Annotated in this window: 20 protein-coding genes; 14 read left to right on the top strand and 6 right to left on the bottom strand. The window is 56.8% G+C overall.

Annotated elements, in window-relative coordinates:
* Window positions 1–50: 50 nt before the first annotated feature.
* From QMP16_RS14375 to QMP16_RS14390, 4 genes are read left to right on the top strand one after another with little or no spacing between them, the layout of a single operon-like run.
* Window positions 51–1,178, top strand: a complete 1,128-nt coding sequence (locus QMP16_RS14375) for an ABC transporter ATP-binding protein (RefSeq protein ID WP_282152939.1) — start codon at window positions 51–53, stop codon at window positions 1,176–1,178.
* Window positions 1,178–2,068, top strand: coding sequence for an ABC transporter permease subunit (locus tag QMP16_RS14380; protein WP_108861206.1), 891 nt, complete (start codon window positions 1,178–1,180; stop codon window positions 2,066–2,068). Before QMP16_RS14375 ends, QMP16_RS14380 begins: the two co-directional genes overlap by 1 nt.
* Window positions 2,065–2,883 carry an ABC transporter permease gene (locus tag QMP16_RS14385; protein WP_058272596.1) on the top strand — a complete coding sequence of 273 codons (819 nt, stop codon included), beginning with the start codon at window positions 2,065–2,067 and terminating at the stop codon, window positions 2,881–2,883. The genes QMP16_RS14380 and QMP16_RS14385 overlap by 4 nt, the downstream gene beginning before the upstream one ends.
* The gene (locus tag QMP16_RS14390; protein ID WP_282152940.1) at window positions 2,880–4,190 is read left to right on the top strand and encodes an NAD(P)/FAD-dependent oxidoreductase; all 1,311 of its coding nucleotides are present in this window, start codon (window positions 2,880–2,882) and stop codon (window positions 4,188–4,190) included. Before QMP16_RS14385 ends, QMP16_RS14390 begins: the two co-directional genes overlap by 4 nt.
* Here QMP16_RS14390 and QMP16_RS14395 read toward each other — a convergent pair.
* From QMP16_RS14395 to QMP16_RS14405, 3 genes are read right to left on the bottom strand one after another with little or no spacing between them, the layout of a single operon-like run.
* Complete coding sequence (locus tag QMP16_RS14395; protein WP_282152941.1) at window positions 4,187–5,053, bottom strand: phosphotransferase family protein; 867 nt, start codon at window positions 5,051–5,053, stop codon at window positions 4,187–4,189. The genes QMP16_RS14390 and QMP16_RS14395 overlap by 4 nt on opposite strands.
* 54 nt (window positions 5,054–5,107) lie before the next feature.
* Entirely contained in the window at window positions 5,108–5,779 is a 672-nt protein-coding gene (locus tag QMP16_RS14400) for a flagellar hook capping FlgD N-terminal domain-containing protein (RefSeq protein WP_282152942.1), read from the bottom strand.
* On the bottom strand, window positions 5,776–6,987 hold the full coding sequence (locus QMP16_RS14405) for a flagellar hook-length control protein FliK (RefSeq protein ID WP_282152943.1): 1,212 nt from the start codon (window positions 6,985–6,987) through the stop codon (window positions 5,776–5,778). Before QMP16_RS14405 ends, QMP16_RS14400 begins: the two co-directional genes overlap by 4 nt.
* 111 nt (window positions 6,988–7,098) lie before the next feature.
* Between QMP16_RS14405 and QMP16_RS14410 the strand changes: the two genes are divergently transcribed.
* The 6 genes from QMP16_RS14410 (at window position 7,099) to QMP16_RS14435 (ending at window position 10,787) form a co-directional block, all read left to right on the top strand.
* Window positions 7,099–7,380, top strand: a complete 282-nt coding sequence (locus QMP16_RS14410) for a rod-binding protein (RefSeq protein WP_282152944.1) — start codon at window positions 7,099–7,101, stop codon at window positions 7,378–7,380.
* On the top strand, window positions 7,364–7,723 hold the full coding sequence (locus QMP16_RS14415; protein ID WP_282152945.1) for a flagellar biosynthesis protein FlgN: 360 nt from the start codon (window positions 7,364–7,366) through the stop codon (window positions 7,721–7,723). Before QMP16_RS14410 ends, QMP16_RS14415 begins: the two co-directional genes overlap by 17 nt.
* Before the next feature lie 211 nt (window positions 7,724–7,934).
* Window positions 7,935–9,146: a flagellin gene (locus QMP16_RS14420; protein WP_282152946.1), complete on the top strand. Its 1,212-nt coding sequence runs from the start codon at window positions 7,935–7,937 to the stop codon at window positions 9,144–9,146.
* 77 nt (window positions 9,147–9,223) lie between these two features.
* Entirely contained in the window at window positions 9,224–9,598 is a 375-nt protein-coding gene (gene flaF, locus QMP16_RS14425) for a flagellar biosynthesis regulator FlaF (protein ID WP_282120341.1), read from the top strand.
* On the top strand, window positions 9,598–9,996 hold the full coding sequence (gene flbT / locus QMP16_RS14430; RefSeq protein ID WP_109310643.1) for a flagellar biosynthesis repressor FlbT: 399 nt from the start codon (window positions 9,598–9,600) through the stop codon (window positions 9,994–9,996). The genes flaF and flbT overlap by 1 nt, the downstream gene beginning before the upstream one ends.
* Window positions 9,996–10,787 (top strand): DUF1217 domain-containing protein, encoded by a 792-nt coding sequence (locus QMP16_RS14435; RefSeq protein WP_282152947.1) that lies wholly within the window; start codon window positions 9,996–9,998, stop codon window positions 10,785–10,787. Before flbT ends, QMP16_RS14435 begins: the two co-directional genes overlap by 1 nt.
* An 86-nt stretch (window positions 10,788–10,873) precedes the next feature.
* On the opposite strand, the gene QMP16_RS14440 is transcribed toward QMP16_RS14435, so the two are convergent.
* The 3 genes from QMP16_RS14440 to QMP16_RS14450 form a co-directional block, all read right to left on the bottom strand.
* Window positions 10,874–12,445 carry a DUF427 domain-containing protein gene (locus tag QMP16_RS14440; RefSeq protein ID WP_282152948.1) on the bottom strand — a complete coding sequence of 524 codons (1,572 nt, stop codon included), beginning with the start codon at window positions 12,443–12,445 and terminating at the stop codon, window positions 10,874–10,876.
* Between the two features lie 107 nt (window positions 12,446–12,552).
* The gene (locus QMP16_RS14445) at window positions 12,553–13,254 is read right to left on the bottom strand and encodes a winged helix-turn-helix domain-containing protein (protein ID WP_282152949.1); all 702 of its coding nucleotides are present in this window, start codon (window positions 13,252–13,254) and stop codon (window positions 12,553–12,555) included.
* The gene (locus tag QMP16_RS14450) at window positions 13,226–13,510 is read right to left on the bottom strand and encodes a hypothetical protein (protein WP_282152950.1); all 285 of its coding nucleotides are present in this window, start codon (window positions 13,508–13,510) and stop codon (window positions 13,226–13,228) included. Before QMP16_RS14450 ends, QMP16_RS14445 begins: the two co-directional genes overlap by 29 nt.
* Window positions 13,511–13,687: 177 nt before the next feature.
* On the opposite strand from QMP16_RS14450, the gene QMP16_RS14455 reads away from it, so the two are divergent.
* From QMP16_RS14455 to QMP16_RS14470, 4 genes are all read left to right on the top strand, one after another.
* Entirely contained in the window at window positions 13,688–14,155 is a 468-nt protein-coding gene (locus QMP16_RS14455) for a hypothetical protein (protein WP_282152951.1), read from the top strand.
* A 110-nt stretch (window positions 14,156–14,265) separates the two neighbouring features.
* Complete coding sequence (locus tag QMP16_RS14460) at window positions 14,266–14,883, top strand: ribonuclease HII (protein ID WP_282152952.1); 618 nt, start codon at window positions 14,266–14,268, stop codon at window positions 14,881–14,883.
* Window positions 14,884–14,989: 106 nt separating this feature from the next.
* Complete coding sequence (locus QMP16_RS14465; protein ID WP_282152953.1) at window positions 14,990–16,093, top strand: site-specific DNA-methyltransferase; 1,104 nt, start codon at window positions 14,990–14,992, stop codon at window positions 16,091–16,093.
* A 144-nt stretch (window positions 16,094–16,237) separates the two neighbouring features.
* Complete coding sequence (locus QMP16_RS14470; protein ID WP_282152954.1) at window positions 16,238–17,620, top strand: adenylate/guanylate cyclase domain-containing protein; 1,383 nt, start codon at window positions 16,238–16,240, stop codon at window positions 17,618–17,620.
* The last annotated feature ends 6 nt before the right edge of the window (window positions 17,621–17,626 follow it).

The following is a 17,626-nucleotide window of genomic DNA, read 5'->3' on the forward strand; positions in this document are numbered from 1 at the left end:
GCGGCCCGACCGCCTTGCCCTTTCAATCAGACCGTCGAACGGGGGCCGCCTTGAACACAAACGTCTTTGCGCCGTGGGAAGATCCACAGGCGAAACCATTGATCCAATTCCAGAATGTGACCAAGCGTTTTGGCGGATTCACGGCGATCGACAACCTGTCACTGGACATCTTCGAACAGGAATTCTTTGCTTTGCTCGGTCCATCCGGTTGCGGCAAAACGACCATGATGAGGATGCTGGCAGGGTTTGAAAAACCTACCGAAGGGCACATCATGCTGGGCGGGCAGGACATCGACCCGATCCCGCCAAACAAGCGGGCTGTGAACATGATGTTCCAGTCTTATGCGCTGTTTCCTCACCTCAGTATCTGGGAGAACATCGCCTTCGGTCTGCGCCGGGACAACATGCCCAAGCGGGACCTTGAAGACCGCGTGGAAGAGATGTTGCGCTTGACCCGGCTTGAGCAATTCGCCCGCCGTAAACCGCACCAGATTTCTGGTGGCCAACGACAGAGGGTCGCGCTGGCACGGTCACTGGCCAAAGCGCCAAAATTGCTGTTGCTGGACGAACCCTTGGGTGCGCTGGACAAAAAATTGCGGCAGGACACCCAGTTCGAGCTGATGGACATTCAGGAAAAGACCGGTACCACCTTTGTGATCGTGACCCATGATCAGGAAGAGGCGATGACCGTCGCCAGCCGCGTCGCCGTTATGGATCAGGGCAAGCTGATGCAGGTATCGACGCCGGACAGGATCTATGAGAACCCCAACTCGGTCTATGTCGCTGACTTTATCGGGGATGTGAATATCATCGAGGGCCGGGCGACCGCGAGCGGCGATGAAGCCTACCAGATCGACTGGGCTGAGGGGCAATCGCCGCTGACCGCAACCTCGTCGACAGAATTCTCGAACGGGCAAAGCTGCCATCTGGCGATCCGCCCCGAAAAGGTGACGATCTCGGCCGACCGCCCGGCGGATGCCATCAACGCGGTTCAGGGCAAGGTGCTTGACATCGCCTATCTGGGCAACCTGTCCACCTACTACGTCGAATTGCCGAATGGCACGATTATAAAGGCGCAATCGGCCAACACGCGCCGCATCTCGCGCCGATCCTTTACATGGGAAGACCCGGTCTGGTTGTCGTGGACGGCAACGGCTGCGGTTTTGCTGGCAAACTGATGCGCCGCGCCCTTCTGATCGCTGTTCCTTATGTCTGGCTGCTGGCCCTGTTTCTGATACCGTTTTTCATCGTTCTGAAGATTTCGCTGTCAGATGTCGAACTGGCGATCCCGCCATATACGCCGACACTGGATCTGTCGCAGGGCTGGTCTGGGATAACCGACTTTTTCAGCCAGTTGGATTTCGAAAACTTCGTCTGGCTGACCGAAGATGACCTTTACTGGAAAGCCTACCTGTCCAGCGTCAAGATCGCTCTGATCTCGACGGTTCTGACGTTGCTGGTGGGTTATCCGATTGCCTATGGAATGGCTCGTGCGCCAGCCGAATGGCGCCCGACGCTGATGATGCTGGTGATCCTGCCGTTCTGGACTTCGTTCCTGATCCGCGTTTACGCGTGGATGGGAATTCTCAGCAATGAAGGCTATCTGAACCAGATTCTGTTGTGGCTGGGTATCATTTCGACCCCGCTGACCATTTTGAACACCAACACTGCCGTCTACATCGGTATCGTCTACACCTATTTGCCCTTCATGATCCTGCCGATTTATTCGTCGTTGGAGCGCATGGATGAATCCCTGATCGAAGCAGCCGAAGATCTGGGCTGTTCACGTCTGAAGGCGTTCTGGCTGGTGACTATACCGCTGTCGCGCCCTGGCATCATTGCCGGCTGTTTTCTGGTGATGATCCCGGTGATCGGTGAATTCGTGATCCCGTCGCTGTTGGGCGGGTCCAGCACGCTAATGATCGGCAAGGTGCTGTGGGAAGAGTTCTTCTCAAACCGCGATTGGCCGGTGGCCAGTGCCGTTGCCGTTGTGTTGTTGCTTATCCTCGTGATCCCGATTGTGCTGTTCCAGCGCAACCAGCAGAAACAGACGGAGGCCGAGCAATGAACAGGCTGAGTTGGTTCAACGCGGTGTCTCTGACACTGGGCTTTGCGTTCCTCTATATCCCGATGGTCATCCTGATCATCTTCAGCTTTAACGAAAGCAAGCTGGTCACAGTATGGGCAGGGTTCTCGACCAAATGGTACGGTGAGCTTGCCCAGAATGAGGCATTTCTGAACGCGGCCTGGGTGACAATACGGGTTGCGGTGTTCTCATCCACATTGGCCACGGTTCTTGGCACCGCTGCCGCATATGTTCTGGTCCGAGGCGGGCGGTTTTTTGGCAGGACACTGTTTTCCGGAATGATTTACGCGCCTCTGGTAATGCCCGAAGTGATCACCGGCCTGTCGTTGCTGCTGCTGTTTATCGGCATTGGGCTGGACAGGGGCATTCTGACCATCGTTCTGGCCCACACAACCTTTTCGATGTGCTTTGTGTCGGTCGTCGTGTCCTCGCGTCTTGTGACCTTTGACAAATCGCTGGAAGAGGCCGCTTTGGATCTGGGATGTTCGCCAGCGCAGGCGTTCCGTCTTGTGACACTGCCGATCATTGCGCCCGCGGTGATTTCAGGCTGGCTGCTGGCTTTTACCCTATCGCTGGACGATCTGGTTATCGCGTCCTTTACCTCGGGCCCGTCGGCGACAACGTTGCCGATCAAGATATTCTCGGCCGTGCGTCTGGGCGTCAGCCCCGAGATCAATGCCTTGTCCACGATCATGATCGCGGTTGTTACCGTTGGCGTCATCACCGCGTCGCTGGTGACGAAACGCGCAATGGTGCGGCAAAAGCAGGATGAACTCGCCGCTGCGCGCACCGAATGAAACGTCTTTTTCCGGACTACACCTATGGGCCTGGACCGCGCCAGGACTGCTGGTGGGATCAGACAATTTCGGCACCTGATTGGCCGACCCATAAAGGTCATCTGAACGTTGACGTCGCAATCGTCGGCGGCGGCTTCACGGGGCTTTCGGCAGCCCTGCATCTGGCCGAGGCAGGTGTGAAAGTTGCGGTTCTTGAGGCCGCAACCCCGGGGTGGGGTGCCTCGGGCCGGAATGGCGGATTTTGCTGCCTCGGAGGGTCCAAGCTGAGCCATGCGGCTTTGGTCCGTGGGTTTGGTGTTGACGCTGCGCAGTCCTACGAACAAGCGGAAGAAGATGCTGTTCAGCTTGTCGCAGATTTGCTGGAACAGCATCAGATCGACGCCGATACCCATTCGAAAGGGGAAACCCAACTGGCCCATTCGGTGCGGGCGATGGAAAAGCTACGTCGTAACGCAGAAGCATCAGGTGTCTTGCACGGTTCTGGTGACCTGCAGCGCCTGGGTCTGGGCGGTTCCTTTCATGGTGCCTATACAAATCCGGTTGGTTTCGCCCTTAACCCTCGAAAGTATCTGTTTGGCTTGGCAGGGGCCGCCCAGGCGCGGGGCGTACAGATTTTCCAGAAATCGCCGGTTGAAACCATCAGGAAAACTCAGGTCGGGTTCGATATTGAATCCGGATCAGGTCACATCCGCGCCACGAATGTTCTGATTTGTACGAACGGATACTCCAGCGAGGATATGCCGCCCTGGTTGTCGGGACGCTACATGCCCACGCAATCCACGGTTCTGGTGACCCGGCCCCTGACAGACGCTGAGTTGCAAGCGCAGGGGTGGACCTCGGAGCAGATGTGTTATGACACCCGAAACCTGCTGCACTATTTCCGCCTGATGCCTGATCGGAGGTTCCTGTTCGGCATGCGCGGAGGGTTACAGTCGTCCCCTCGGGCCGAGGCCGCCATTCGCCGGACAATGCGTCGGGACTTTCAGGCCATGTTTCCAGAATGGAAAGATGTGGATGTGACCCATATGTGGTCCGGAATGGTGTGCCTGTCGCGTAAGTTGACGCCTTATGTCGGGCCGGTTCCTGATCAACCCGGAATGTTTGCCGCCTTTGCCTATCACGGGAACGGCGTTGCTATGGGGACGTATTGCGGAGGCGCCCTTGCCCGCGAGGTTTTGGATAGACAGACCGAGTTGCCCGCGCCGATTGCACAGCCGCCAGGCCGCTTTCCCCTTGGGTTCTGGCGGCGCGCCTTGATGCCCCCCGCCTATGCTGCCATGGCAATCGCGGATCGGTTGTCACTCTAAAGCGCGGTGATTTCCAGTTCGAGCGTTTGGGCATAATCCGCAGCTCCGTTTTCGATCCGCCACAAACAGTAGGCAGCCATGCGCCATGCATACCACGGGCGCAAATCCCGGTATCGCGCGATAGTTTCATCGTGACCATATGCAGCCAGAAACCGCTCTTCCTCGACGCTGCTTAGGGGTGCGCCCCGGTAAAGCCGTTGCATGGCCGGGGACAGGAACATTGCAATGTCCTCGCACGGATCGCCCAAAGCCGGGCACTGCCAGTCGATCAGGGTTATGCCAGTCGGCGCGACAAGGATGTTTCCGGCCACGGTATCGCCATGGATCAGGCATGTGTGTGCGGTCGCGGGCACATGGCCTTTGGGGCGCAGCTGCGCGAGCCGTGCGCGTGTATCAGAGGTGCAGACGCTGAGAATACGTTCGGCATGTTCAGCCAGATCCCTGCTGCCATTGCAGCCATCCGGCGCTTGGACCGAAACATCAAGCCTATGCAATTCACGCAGCAAACCGGCGACACTCTCAGGCCCTTCTTGCCACGGTGATCCGGGGGCGTGATCGTAGAACACCCAATGGCCTGTATCATGTGTTCCGGTCGCACGCAGGCGGGGAACAAATCCGGTGGGCTCAAGGGCGCGCAGGCATTGCGCTTCGAGTTCGGGATCGTTGCGAAACATTGGATTGCGCGGTGTAGCGCGATACAGCTTCAGAACCTTGTCACCGCTGCCACCCAGTACTTTCCAGACCTGATTTGTTCGCCCGCCATACAACGTTTGAAACTCTGCGCCGGGCTGAACAAGGCAGCGGGCGCGCAGATCGTCGATCAGATCAGAAGGAGGGTGGGTTGGGGCAGGCAGGAGTTTCACCAATGCAGTTAGCGAGTCGAATCTGCCAAGGTTTGAACTGTCCTGCCCGGCAGATCAAGTTCCGGCTCTGACCCCGGTTACCGTCGCGGCACCGACAACCTGCCCGCTTTCGAGGGTCAGCATAACCTGATTGTCCGTAACTTGAGCTTCGACAACCTCGCCATAGGTCTCTGCCAGCTGTGTCGATAACGGTTCGTCGCCATCATAACTTTCCAGTGTCGCCGAGTAACTTCCCGCCGCCAGAGGCTGCCCATCGCTTCCCTGACCAGTCCAAACTGTTTTATTGTCGGTCGTGGAAACAGCCACACGATCGACAACGGCACCGTCACTGTCGCGGATGACTATGACCGCCTTGTCAGCCTCAGGTGCAGGTGTGGCAAACAGCGTCACGGGCTCGCCCTCATATTGGAAAGCCATGGGCGCTCGCACGTCCATCCCGATCCATTTGCCGAGTTTATCCAGATTTGCACCACCCAGCGCCTGCCCAAGTGTCGCCAGCAAATCATTTGTCTGAACCTGTTGTTCGACCATCGAGAATTGCGCCAGTTGCGATGCATATTCCGAGGCATCCAACGGTTTCAAAGGATCCTGATGCTGGGCCTGTACGGTCAGCATTGTCAGGAATGTCTCAAAGTCTGATGCCAGACCTGTTTGCTTTGGCGCGTCTTGGGTTTGCGCTTTTGCTGACGGTTGGGCGTTGGGTTGGGCCGGGGAAATCAAATTCACAACCTCATGTCGATGCGGCCAACGGGGCCGGTTTTGGGAATGGGTGACGCGTTTGAAGAGGAATCGGTGTGTTGCGCGGTCTCAGCAGGCGATCCTTCCTGATGGCCGGCTTGGTTCTGGTCGGTGTCTTCGGATGTCCCGAGGTCAAATGACAGATCACCCAGGCCAAAATTTTTGAACTCTTCCTCCAGCACCGCCAAATGACGCCGCATCATCTCCAGGGTTTCCGGGCGCTCGGCGGAAATTGTCAGATGCAATCCGTCATCGCGGCCGTTCAACATGATGGAAACCCGCCCCAGTTCTTCGGGGTTCAGCGCGATTTCAACGGAACCGGATTTCGGCTGTGCGGTGATGACGGCAGCCATTTGCCCGGCGACGGCGCGCGCTGTCTCGGCCCGGGCAGTCTGTGCCATGACTTGCGTAGAAGATACCGAATCCCGACCCGCCGAAACGGGCGAATCTGCCCTGAGGGAGTGAACGTCTTCCACCTCGTGAAATGTTGGCGCGTCAGCCTGAGCACGGGTTTTTTCCGGCGCGAACATCTGCAATTGGGCGATGCTCGGCGCGCGATCCGGGTTGGTCGTTTGCGGTGGTGCAAGATTGTTTAACGGCGGATGTTGCGTTTCACGCTGGTGCCGCGCTGTATGAACGGTCAGATTCGCGGTCTCTTTCGGGGGTACGCCCACAGGTTGCAACGCAGAAGTCGCGAGGTCCGCCTTTCCCCGCGTTGCTATTGGTTGTGACGCGGTCCTCAATGCCGCGCTGTGCTGAAAGTCCGGGGTAACTTTGCGCGAATCATTGATGCCTGCATCCAGTCTATCGACCGTATTGGCCTGGCCGGTTTGCTCGGTTTCAGGCACTTTCGGACTACGCGTGTCGGGTAACGCAGCTGACACGGGTGTTTCGGCGGGGTCGCGTTTTGTGCTCACTTCAAGACGTGTGTCCAGAAGGGGTATCCGCTCACTCCGGTTGGGATCAGCGGGCACTTCTGTATCTTCAAGCAAGACAGCCTCGTCCGTTTCAACGTCGACGTCCTGTTCAGATTCAGCGCCTTTAAGAGCGGCTGCTTCTTCCTTGTTCTCACCTTTGTGTTGATTGAGCACGGCCTCAAACGTCGCGCCGTTTTCATCCCCCTGCTCGGGATTGATCCCGTGGGGTTTTGCGGTTGCGGTTGGCGAGGATGACATCACTGAAAGAGGGTTGGGCATTTTGCTCCGACTCCGGTTGTGTGACCGGAAACCTGCCTGCAGGAAGTTACGTTTATTTTAACTGCTTTCGCTTTTGATCGAAAAAGTTGGATGCAATTTTTGGAGAAAGCAATGAAGGTTTCCCCGCCTCTCTCCCCTTCTCAACCCCCCGCCTATTCCCAGAAATTGCGGGAGGCGGCCATAGAACTAGAGGCTGCGTTTCTGAGTGAGATGCTGAAATCGGCCGGGCTGGGCAAAGCGCGCCAATCCTTTGGCGGCGGTGCAGGCGAAGATCAGTTTGCCTCATTTCTTGTTCAGCATCAGGCCCGTGCGCTGGCCAGATCCGGTGGCATTGGCCTGTCCGAAATCCTGTTCCAATCCATGATGGAGAAAACCGATGCCAAAGACGCCTGAAACCGACCTAGTAAAATCACTCGAAGACGTTCTTGAGCTTGAGCGAAACGCGCTGGTGCAGGGCGATCTGGATTGCCTGCATCATACGGCTCCAGAAAAGGAAAAGCTGATCGGTGCGATTAATGATCTTGACGTCTTTGATAGTGATGAACTGATCCGCCTGCAAAGAAAGGTCGAGCGGAACCAAGCGTTACTAAACAGCGCCGCCGAAGGGATTCGCGCTGTGGCCAACCGCATGGCCGAGTTACGGCGCGTGCGGCAGGAATTCACCACCTATGGTGCGGACGGGCAGCGCAGCGAATTTGCCGTCCGCCATCAAGCCAAGCTGGAAAAACGGGCATAGATACGGGTTTGATTCAAATCCGAGGTTTCTGACCTTCTCGCTTTAGCACTCCGTTAGGGGATCGACGTCAAAGGTGTTCGGGCACCTGGACAAATCAGGTGGCGCGAACAGCCCGACGGCGGATCGCACCGATCAGAAAGACGTCAAAGCCCGCACCAGTGGCGGGGTGAGCATGGGCGCAAAGGGCCCGAACGGAAAAGGAAGAAAGCTAATGTCCAGCATTCTGACAAACAATGGCGCCATGGTTGCGCTGCAAACTCTCAAGTCGGTCAACAAAGATCTTGGGGCAACGCGGAACGCGATCTCGACCGGTAAAGACGTTGCGACTGCGAAAGACAACTCGGCCGTCTGGGCGATTTCCAAGGTCATGGAATCGGATGTCAAAGGCTTTAACGCGATCAAGGACAGCCTGGCCCTGGGTGAATCCACCGTGGCGGTTGCGCGCAACGCATCCGAAACGGTCACTGATCTGCTGTCTCAGATGAAAAGCAAGATCGTTGCGGCACAGGAAGACAATGTTGATCGCGACAAGATCAACGACGATGTCACCGCGTTGAAGGACCAGATCAACTCGGTGGTGAACGCCGCGCAATTCAACGGTCTCAACCTGGTTAACGGCTCAGCCGGATCCGCTTCGATCCTCGCGTCCCTTGACCGTGACAATGCAGGCAACGTAACCGCGTCTTCCATCACTGTTGCGGGTCAGGACCTTTCGACCGGAGGGTATACGGCAGCTCAGGTGTTCGACGGCTCGACCGGATCTTCCACCGGCAACGACCGTGTGGGTGCGACGATTGACAACGGCACAACTTCGGCAACTGCGCTGGTTACGGATGAATCCAGTGGTGCGTTTGCGGCAGGTGACAAGGTTGTGCTGGCGATCGACGATCAGGTCGTATCTTACACGGTTTCTGCAACGGATGCGGCTGCCGCGACCACGGGTGATATTGTTGCCATTGGCCTGAAGGCGAAGATTGAAGAGCTGGGTATCTCGGGTCTGACGGTCGACTACGACTCGGGCACGGCAGGCACCTTGTCCGTTGCCAATGCGACCGGCACAGACATCTCGTTCTCGGCTCAGTACGTGAACGCGGGTTCGGGTGGTCTTGGCGCGTTGACCGGCATTGACGTTTCGACCGGTGCAGGGGCAACGGCAGCGTTGGCCACAATCGAAACGCTGATCGACACATCGATCGAAGCATCGGCCGCTTTTGGTTCTTCGCAAGGTCGGATCGAGACGCAGAAAGAGTTCATTTCGAACCTGGCGGACTCGTTCAAATCCGGGATCGGCGCGTTGGTCGATGCGGATATGGAGGAGACCTCGGCACGCCTGCAGGCTCTTCAGGTTCAGCAGCAGCTGGCCACCCAGTCGCTGTCGATTGCCAATCAGGCACCGCAGTCGATTTTGTCTCTGTTCCGCTAAGTTCAGGACCATGGTCGGGGCGCGGCGACGCGCCCCGATACTAACCGCCAAATGGCGGATTACTGGAAGGATTTCACGTGACACCGCAAGCCCTTGCACAACGTGCATATGCACAGACCGCCGCGCCAACGCGTACCCCGCGCGACACTGAATACGAAGCGATTTCGAAAATCACACGCAGGCTCAAGGCCGCTGCAGCCGGTCAGCAGTCCGATTTTGGCGCATTTGTGCAGGCTCTGCATGAAAACCGGCGCCTGTGGACTGTATTGGCCAGTGGTGTCACCGACTCTGACAATGCTTTACCCAATGATCTGCGTGCGCGGATATTCTATCTGGCCGAGTTTACCGAACAGCACAGCAGTCAGGTACTAGGGAACAAAGCATCGGTTGAACCTTTGTTAGAGATCAACATGGCAGTCCTGCGCGGCCTTCGCCAAATGGGGGCGACCTGATGGCAGGATTGGTTTTGAAATTGGCGCCGAAAGAGCGGGTTTTGATCAACGGCGTAGTCGTTGAAAATGGCGACCGGCGCAGCCGGTTTTCGATCATGACGCCCGAGGCAAACGTATTGCGCCTGCGGGATGCGATTCACCCGGATCAGGTAAATACGCCGGTTCGACGCGTCTGCTACGCCGCTCAGTTGGTGCTGTCCGGCGATATGGAACCTGATCAGGCCCGCCAACAATTGTTGCGGCGCGTCGAAGAGCTGAGCCAGGTCTTTACCGACGCCGACAGTCGCCGAGTTCTGTCCGAGGCAACCCAAGCACTGCTGGACCAGCAATTTTACAAATGCCTCAAGGCCCTGCGCGCGCTGCTGCCGCGCGAAGAGCGCCTGATGGCATACCAGTAATGACGTTCCAGCCGGTCATACCTACGGGCGGGATTGTCGGTTGGCGATTTTTACAGCGCACCTATGATGCTCAGATCGACAGCTTTTCCTCATCCTCCGTCAACAAGAGGGACAGCGAGTACTTTCTGCAAAACATCAAAAAGGTCCAAACGGCAGAGGATTTGGTGTCCGACCGCCGGCTGTTGCAGGTCGCGCTTGGCGCCTTTGGGTTGGAGTCTGACCTGGATAATCGCTACTTCATCCAGAAAATCCTGTCCGACGGGACCAAGGCACAGGATGCGCTGTCCAACCGACTGTCCGACAAAAGGTATCGTCAGTTTTCCGAGGCGTTTGGGCTGGGGCCGGGCGATGTACGCAAAACCGGGCTGATCACCAACATGGAGGAGATTGCGCGCGACAATGTCGTGTCGCGTTTTGAAATCGCGGTGGGCGAGTCAGATGAAACGATGCGTATCGCTTTGTATGCCCAGCATGCGCTGGGTGATCTGGCGCAAAAGGCGGGCAGCAAAGATACCAAATGGTTCGATTTGATGAGCCTGCCACCGCTGCGGCGCATGATGGAGACGGCACTTGGGTTGCCGTCCAGCTTTGGTCAGTTGAACATCGACAGACAGTTGGAAGTATTCAAAGACAGGTTGTCAGGGTTGACCGGGTCCGACGACCTGACCCAGTTCAAGGATGAGGCCGCGGTCGGGCGGCTGACAGATCAGTTCCTTGCCCGCAGTCAGATTGCTCAGCTTGAAAGTATCATTTCCCCCGCGCAGACCGCACTTATATTGCTCGGCGGGTGAGGCATAGAACGATCTGAATGCGTGCTCGAAACGCAACCCGAAACGCAACACTCAGTGCTTTGAAACATGCAAACCGATCGCGCAAATCAAGCGTTCAGAACGGCATCCGCGGAAGTTCTGAGAGCATATGACTCGACCGGTTGCGACACGTTATGCAGCTTGACGTCGCCAAGCGGCAGAGCGTTGGCGCAGGCGGGCAAAATATCGGCTGACACGACAATCCTGTGGTTTTTGGTTTTTCCGTATTCACCCAGACGCGCAGCTATATTCGCGGCTTGTCCGATCACGGTAAAGTCCAGCCGTTCGCGCGAGCCGACATTGCCGTAGGTCACGCGCCCATAGGCAACGCCGATAGAGCAATCGCAATGCGCATCGGACCCTGACTGGCGCAACTCTCCCAGCTTTTCGACGATATCGATGGCGCTGCGTTGGGCATTGTCGCGGGCGGCTTTCGCATCCTCGCCCGCCGGAAACACGGCAAGGACAGCGTCGCCTATGAACTTCAGGACCTCGCCGCCGTTTTCATGCACGATGCCAGAAACGGTTTCGAAAAAGTCGTTCAACAGATTGATATACGCCTCGCGCCCAAGCTGTTCCTCAAGACTGGTCGAATTGCGGAGGTCGCAGAACATGATGGCAGCATCGATTTCATCGCCGTCACCACGCCGGATCTCACCCCCAAGAACGCGCGCGCCCGATCGTTTTCCGACATAGGTTTCCAGCAGGACCTGCGCGTTTTCGCGCTGCATGAAAACCTCATAGAACCGGGCGATGACCAGCGAACATTCGAAAACCAGCCCAAGGTTCTCGGTCGTGAAACCGTCCGGGTGATCACAGGTCAGGGTCAGAACGTTGGTCCGCCCATCCGAGAACGGCAACGGCATGGCGACATAGTCGGTTGCGCCTTTTTCCCGCAGGTCTTCCATGATCGGAAAGCTGTTGTGGGGGTTTTCTGCGTTCAGCCGCTGACGCACACCGCCCAGCCCGTTCGACACATGGCGCAACGGGCTGTTGATGTATGCCGGGTGGTCGTGGATTTCATAGGTCGGAACATTGGTCGAGATCTCAGCCTCGCCCTTTTGCCAAATATAGTGTTTGCCGGCGATCAAAGGGTGCAGGGACCATGTCAGAATGCTGAGGCGTTGAATGGCAATCCCGTGTTCCAGCATTTTCTCGGCCAGCGCTTTGGTGAACGCCTCAGGCGTGTTGTTTGCGGACGCCCCACGCATCAGCCAATCGATCAAAGGGCCGCTGATATTGCCGTCTTGGGGTTCCTGCAGTTGGTTGTCGCCCAAATCGATCCGGGAATAAGCATTGGGTAAAAACCCGATATGCCCCTGAATGGCAGCGCTTTCGGGCAGGGCTTCTTCATAGGCCCAAACGGAATTGGCGAGCCGTTCGCCGCCAAGAATGACGTCGTGATAGGTTGCGGTGCCCTTGAAGGGGCAAAAAGTCTGCAACTCGGTTTCGTCGCTGAGATCCACCAGCACGTCTTCGCGCGGGATGTAGATCGTCGGCGGCAGCCGTGTTTCGTACATGACTTTGGCGTTGCTGCTTTCGGCTAAAAGGGTCTGGTCCCGGTAAATCGCAATCTTACCATCTAACCGTTCGACCGAGATTCCATAGCCTTTTGGTCTTGCTGTGGCGTGGACGTTCATCTTCATCCTCCCTGGCGCGGGGTCCCTATAGGATGGGCCTTGTGAAGAGGTTTTCCAAGGGGCAGCCTCGGCATTTTTCTGCACGATAGCTGTGCGGTCCTACTGGATCAGACCATCTGGATCACGTCCTTTTCGATGGACAACATATAGCCTTTCTTGGCGATGTTCTTGACCAGCAATTCGCTGACCATCTGATTGCCCAAGGCGTCACGCAGCCGTTTTATCCGCGTCGCACCAGCGGCTTCGTCACAATCGGCGGTGCTTTTGCCCGAAATCACTGCTTCGATCTGAACGCCGGACAGGACCTCGTCATCCAGTCGGGATTCGGCAAGGACAGACAGGGTCTCCATCGCAGCCGGGGTCAGTTTGAAGTCCATGTTGTTCAGATAGACGGTGTTTTCCTCGCGACTGATCAGCAGCGAGGTCACCTGAATGCCAGTGCGTTCGATCTGTGCCATCCGGCGGTTCAGCATGACCAGCATCACCAAAAACACCAGCGCCGTCACAAGCATGGCGCTGGCAAAGACCAGCAATACGAAAATCACCATCCGATAGCTGGATAGGGTATCGGCAAAGGCGGTGCCGGATTGGGCCAAAATCTCCAACAGCCGGATTTCGGTCTGCGAGGTCAGATCGCTTTCGACAAACAGCCGTTCGACACGCGCGTTAAAGGCGTTGGCGTCCGGCAGTGTCCAGAACAGAAAGATGGCGGCTGTGACAAGAATCAGGATGATCGCCGCTATGCCTGCGCCGACCAGTCTGGTGCCAGATCGCCGGGTATCAGTAACGGAGATAGAATTGTCCGGCATTGGCCTTCCTTTTATCCAACCCTTCTGGCCCAAAGACAGACATGACATTCAACAATGTCCAGCCCGATGCGCTGAGGCGTTTTGAGGCTTCTTGCTTAGCCTGGCCTTTGTCACAGGCCGAAACCTGCATCACACCGTAATGCAGCCGCAGTGGATTATCCTGCTTGGCCTTGTAATCCGCATAGCACTCTGCCGACGCAGCAGTACCAAGCGATATCAGGGCCGCAACGGCCAGAGAAGAGAGGATTGGTTTCATAGGCTGCATCCTGCGCATGGGTTTGCACGATATTCAATAACATAAGGGGTTTGAGGGGGGTGATATCGGATAACACCCGCCCGTTATTGCTTGTCTGAAGGGAGCGGACCCAGTGTTGGGGCATCACGTTTGCGGTCTGTGCCGGATCGCCCCGAAACACCAGGAAGGACACGCATTATGCACCGGAAGTTCATCGCCCTTATCGTTGCCACCGCTATCACCATCACCGGCGTCTCAGCCTCGCAGGCGCGGGCGGCGGATGCCAAGGACATCCTTGGCGGGCTTGCTGCCATCGCGATCATCGGTGCCGGGGTCCACTACTACAACAAGGAAAAACGCAAGGACCGGACGACGCGTCATCAGACCTATACGCCTCAGCCTTATGTGGCCCAGCCCAGTTACCCAGTGCGCCCCTTGCCGCAACACGTCGCGCGGTATGATCTGCCGCAGAAATGCCTGCGCAAGTATAGCGCCTATTCGAACAATCACCCGCTTCTGGCTCCGAAATGCCTCAAGAAGCACTACAAACATGCCAATAGCCTGCCGCAAGAGTGCAAGGTCGGTTTCTGGAACGGCAATAAGGTGAACCGGGCATATGAACCCGCATGCCTGCGCCAGAAGGGATACCGCGTCGTTTACAAGTAATCACTTTCGAGCAGGAGCGGTGCCACAGAAGCGCCGCGCAGGAGAGGGTGGCACAAGCCGCCCTCTCTTTTTGTCTTGCGGTGGGGCGCGAAACGCGGTTTTCGGTTGGTATGACAACGCCAGATTATTCGATTGAACAGGCTGCAGTGGCGCAAGGGTATCTGCGCATTGCCGGTGTGGATGAAGTGGGCCGTGGGCCATTGGCCGGGCCAGTGGTTGCTGCCGCCGTTATCCTGAACCCCGAAGATATTCCCGAGGGGCTAAATGACTCCAAGAAACTGACGGCCAAACGGCGCGTTGCAATGGACGCTGCCGTTCGCGACCGGGCGGAATTCGCCATTGCCGACGCTTCGGTTGCCGAGATTGATGAACACAACATCTTGCGTGCCTCGCATCTGGCGATGGAACGTGCGGTTGCGGCCTTGGATCCGCCGCCTGACTATCTGCTGATCGACGGAAACATGATCCCTCGCGGCTTGACGATCCCAGCGCAGGCGGTGGTCAAAGGGGATGCGCATTCCGTGTCGATTGCGGCGGCTTCAATCGTTGCCAAAAACTGGCGCGATCAACTGATGGTGGATTTGGCGCAACAGCATCCAGGCTATGGATGGGAGAAGAACGCAGGCTATCCGTCAAAACAACACAGGGAAGCGCTGCAAAAACTTGGTGTGACCCCACATCATAGGCGTTCGTTCAAGCCGGTACACAATATCTTGTATCAAGAGTAAATCGTAAGCCGCTGATTCAAAAAAGAAATTGACGGCGAATCGACTTTGACTCATCCTTGTCTCAACCAAATGAGCGCAAAAGCGCCGTGGAACTTGAGGCAGAGATATGACAACGACAACCAAAAAGGGCGCAACAGCGCTCCCTTTAAACACGATTCTATCCGGGGACTGCATCGATGTGATGAACAGTCTGCCTGCGGAGTCGGTTGACCTGATTTTCGCGGATCCGCCGTATAATCTTCAACTCAAAGGCCAGTTGCACCGCCCCGATAACAGTCAGGTTGATGCGGTCGACGATCACTGGGATCAGTTTTCAAGCTTTGGCGTTTATGACCAGTTCACCCGCGAATGGCTGAAAGCGGCGCATCGTCTGCTCAAGCCCAATGGCGCGATTTGGGTGATTGGGTCCTACCACAATATCTTCCGCGTTGGCACAGCCCTGCAGGACGCCGGATACTGGATTTTGAACGACGTTGTCTGGCGCAAATCGAACCCGATGCCGAATTTCCGCGGCAAGCGGTTTACCAACGCGCATGAGACGATGATTTGGGCCTCAAAGCGCGAAGGTGCTAAGTATACTTTCAACTACGAAGCCCTGAAAGCGCTGAACGAAGGTGTGCAGATGCGCAGCGATTGGGTTCTGCCAATCTGCACCGGGCATGAGCGCCTCAAGGATGAAAACGGCGACAAGGCGCATCCGACGCAGAAACCGGAATCCCTGTTGCACCGCGTCCTGATCGGTTCGACCAACCCCGGTGATGTTATTTTGGATCCGTTCTTTGGCACGGGTACCACTGGTGCTGTCGCCAAGATGCTGGGCCGTGAATTCATCGGGATCGAACGCGAGGAAAGCTATCGCAAGGTCGCCGAGAAACGGATTTCCAAAGTCCGCAAGTTCGACCGTGAGGCGCTGGAAGTCAGCGCAAGCAAGCGCGCTGAGCCGCGCGTGCCCTTCGGTCAGCTGGTCGAACGTGGCATGCTGCGCCCGGGTGAAGAGCTTTATTCCATGAACCAACGCCACAAAGCCAAGGTTCGGGCTGACGGAACGCTGGTGGGCGACAACGTCAAAGGTTCGATCCATCAGGTCGGGGCACATCTGGAAAACGCTCCCTCTTGCAATGGCTGGACCTACTGGTGTTTCAAGCGCGATGGCAAAACGGTGCCGATCGACGTTTTGCGTCAGCAGATCAGGGCCGAGTTGCACAACTGATTTCAAGAATACCGCCGGTGCCTGTGGCCTGACACAAGGCACTACGCCTTGCCCCGCCGATCTCGGCGGGGTCTTTTGTTTTATTCTTCATTCAGTTCCGATATGAGATTCCTTGTCCTGCTGCTTACGGAAGGAACCTTGGCAATGTCGGATACCACAGCCAGCGAATCCCGATTTGGGCGGTTTTTTGTGACACAGCCAGACAAGTATGATCTGGACAACAAGTACACCGAGGCAGCGCTGGAACGGCACAAGCGCGAAGGGTTGGAACTTGCCGTCCGCGCCCGCTGGGTGGCGATGGGCCTTACCGGCGTTTTGTTGATCTACCTGAACCCCCATTGGGACGTTCTGTGGTATCACTTCATCCTGTTATTGATTTGCGCCAATGGTTGGTTGATCCGGCGGGCTGGCAGCGTGGGCCAGTCACGAGTCGAGCTTTTGCTGATCTTCGTCGACTTGCTGATTATGACTTTGGGGATGATCGTGCCGAACCCGTTCAGCGATGATGTTCGACCGCTGGCAATGCAATACCGGTTCGACAACTTCCAGTATTTCTTCATCATTCTGGCCGCGGGAACTCTGGCCTATTCGTGGCGCACAGTCGTGGCTATCGGCACGTGGACGGCGGCGATGTGGACGGTAGGCTGGATCATCGCCTGGTGGGTGGCTACGCCAATCCCGGGCATCAGTGAGCGCGTGTACGAGGCATTGGCCGGGTATCCGGATGTTGCGGAGTTGCTGGACCCCAACAGTTTCATGGTCCCTCAGCGTATTCAGCAGGTGATCGTATTCCTAATGGTCGCGGTTACGCTTGGTATCTCGATGCGGCGGCTCAATCGATTGTTGATGACAAATGCCGGGCTTGAGAGGGAGCGTGCAAACCTGTCGCGATATTTCTCTCCGAATGTCGTGGACGAACTCAGCCAGAATGATGAGCCGCTCAAGCAGGTTCGCAAAGAAGACATCGCCGTTTTGTTCATCGACATCGTGGGGTTTACCAAATTCGCGGCCGGGCGCGACCCGTATGAAGTCATCGAAGTTTTGCGTGGGTTTCACGCGCGAATGGAAACCGAAGTGTTTCGCCATCATGGCACGTTGGACAAATATCTTGGGGATGGTTTGATGGCCACATTCGGTACGCCGGTGACGACCCCATTGGATGCCAGTAACGCGGTGGCTTGCGCGCGCGATATGGTGGATGTGATTGATCGCTGGAACCTGGAGCGGCGACGGGCAGGTGAGCCGCAAATTCGTGTAGGAATTGGGGTTCACTATGGCTCGGTGGTATTGGGAGATATCGGAGCGAACCGACTGGAATTTGCGGTTATCGGGGATGCGGTGAATGTCTCCGCCAAGCTCGAAGCGATGACGCGTGACCTTGGTGTTCGCGTGGTGCTGAGTGACGCGGTCCGGGCACAGGTGATGCAGGAGGGCAATAACGCCGCTGACCTGACAGCAGGTTTTGTGAAGCATGAAAACCAGCCAGTCCGCGGGGTGCAGGGCACTTTGGATATCTGGGCGCAGTAGAACGGG

Origin of the sequence: Ruegeria atlantica (genome assembly GCF_947495585.1) — a bacterium.
Taxonomy (GTDB): domain Bacteria; phylum Pseudomonadota; class Alphaproteobacteria; order Rhodobacterales; family Rhodobacteraceae; genus Ruegeria; species Ruegeria atlantica_G.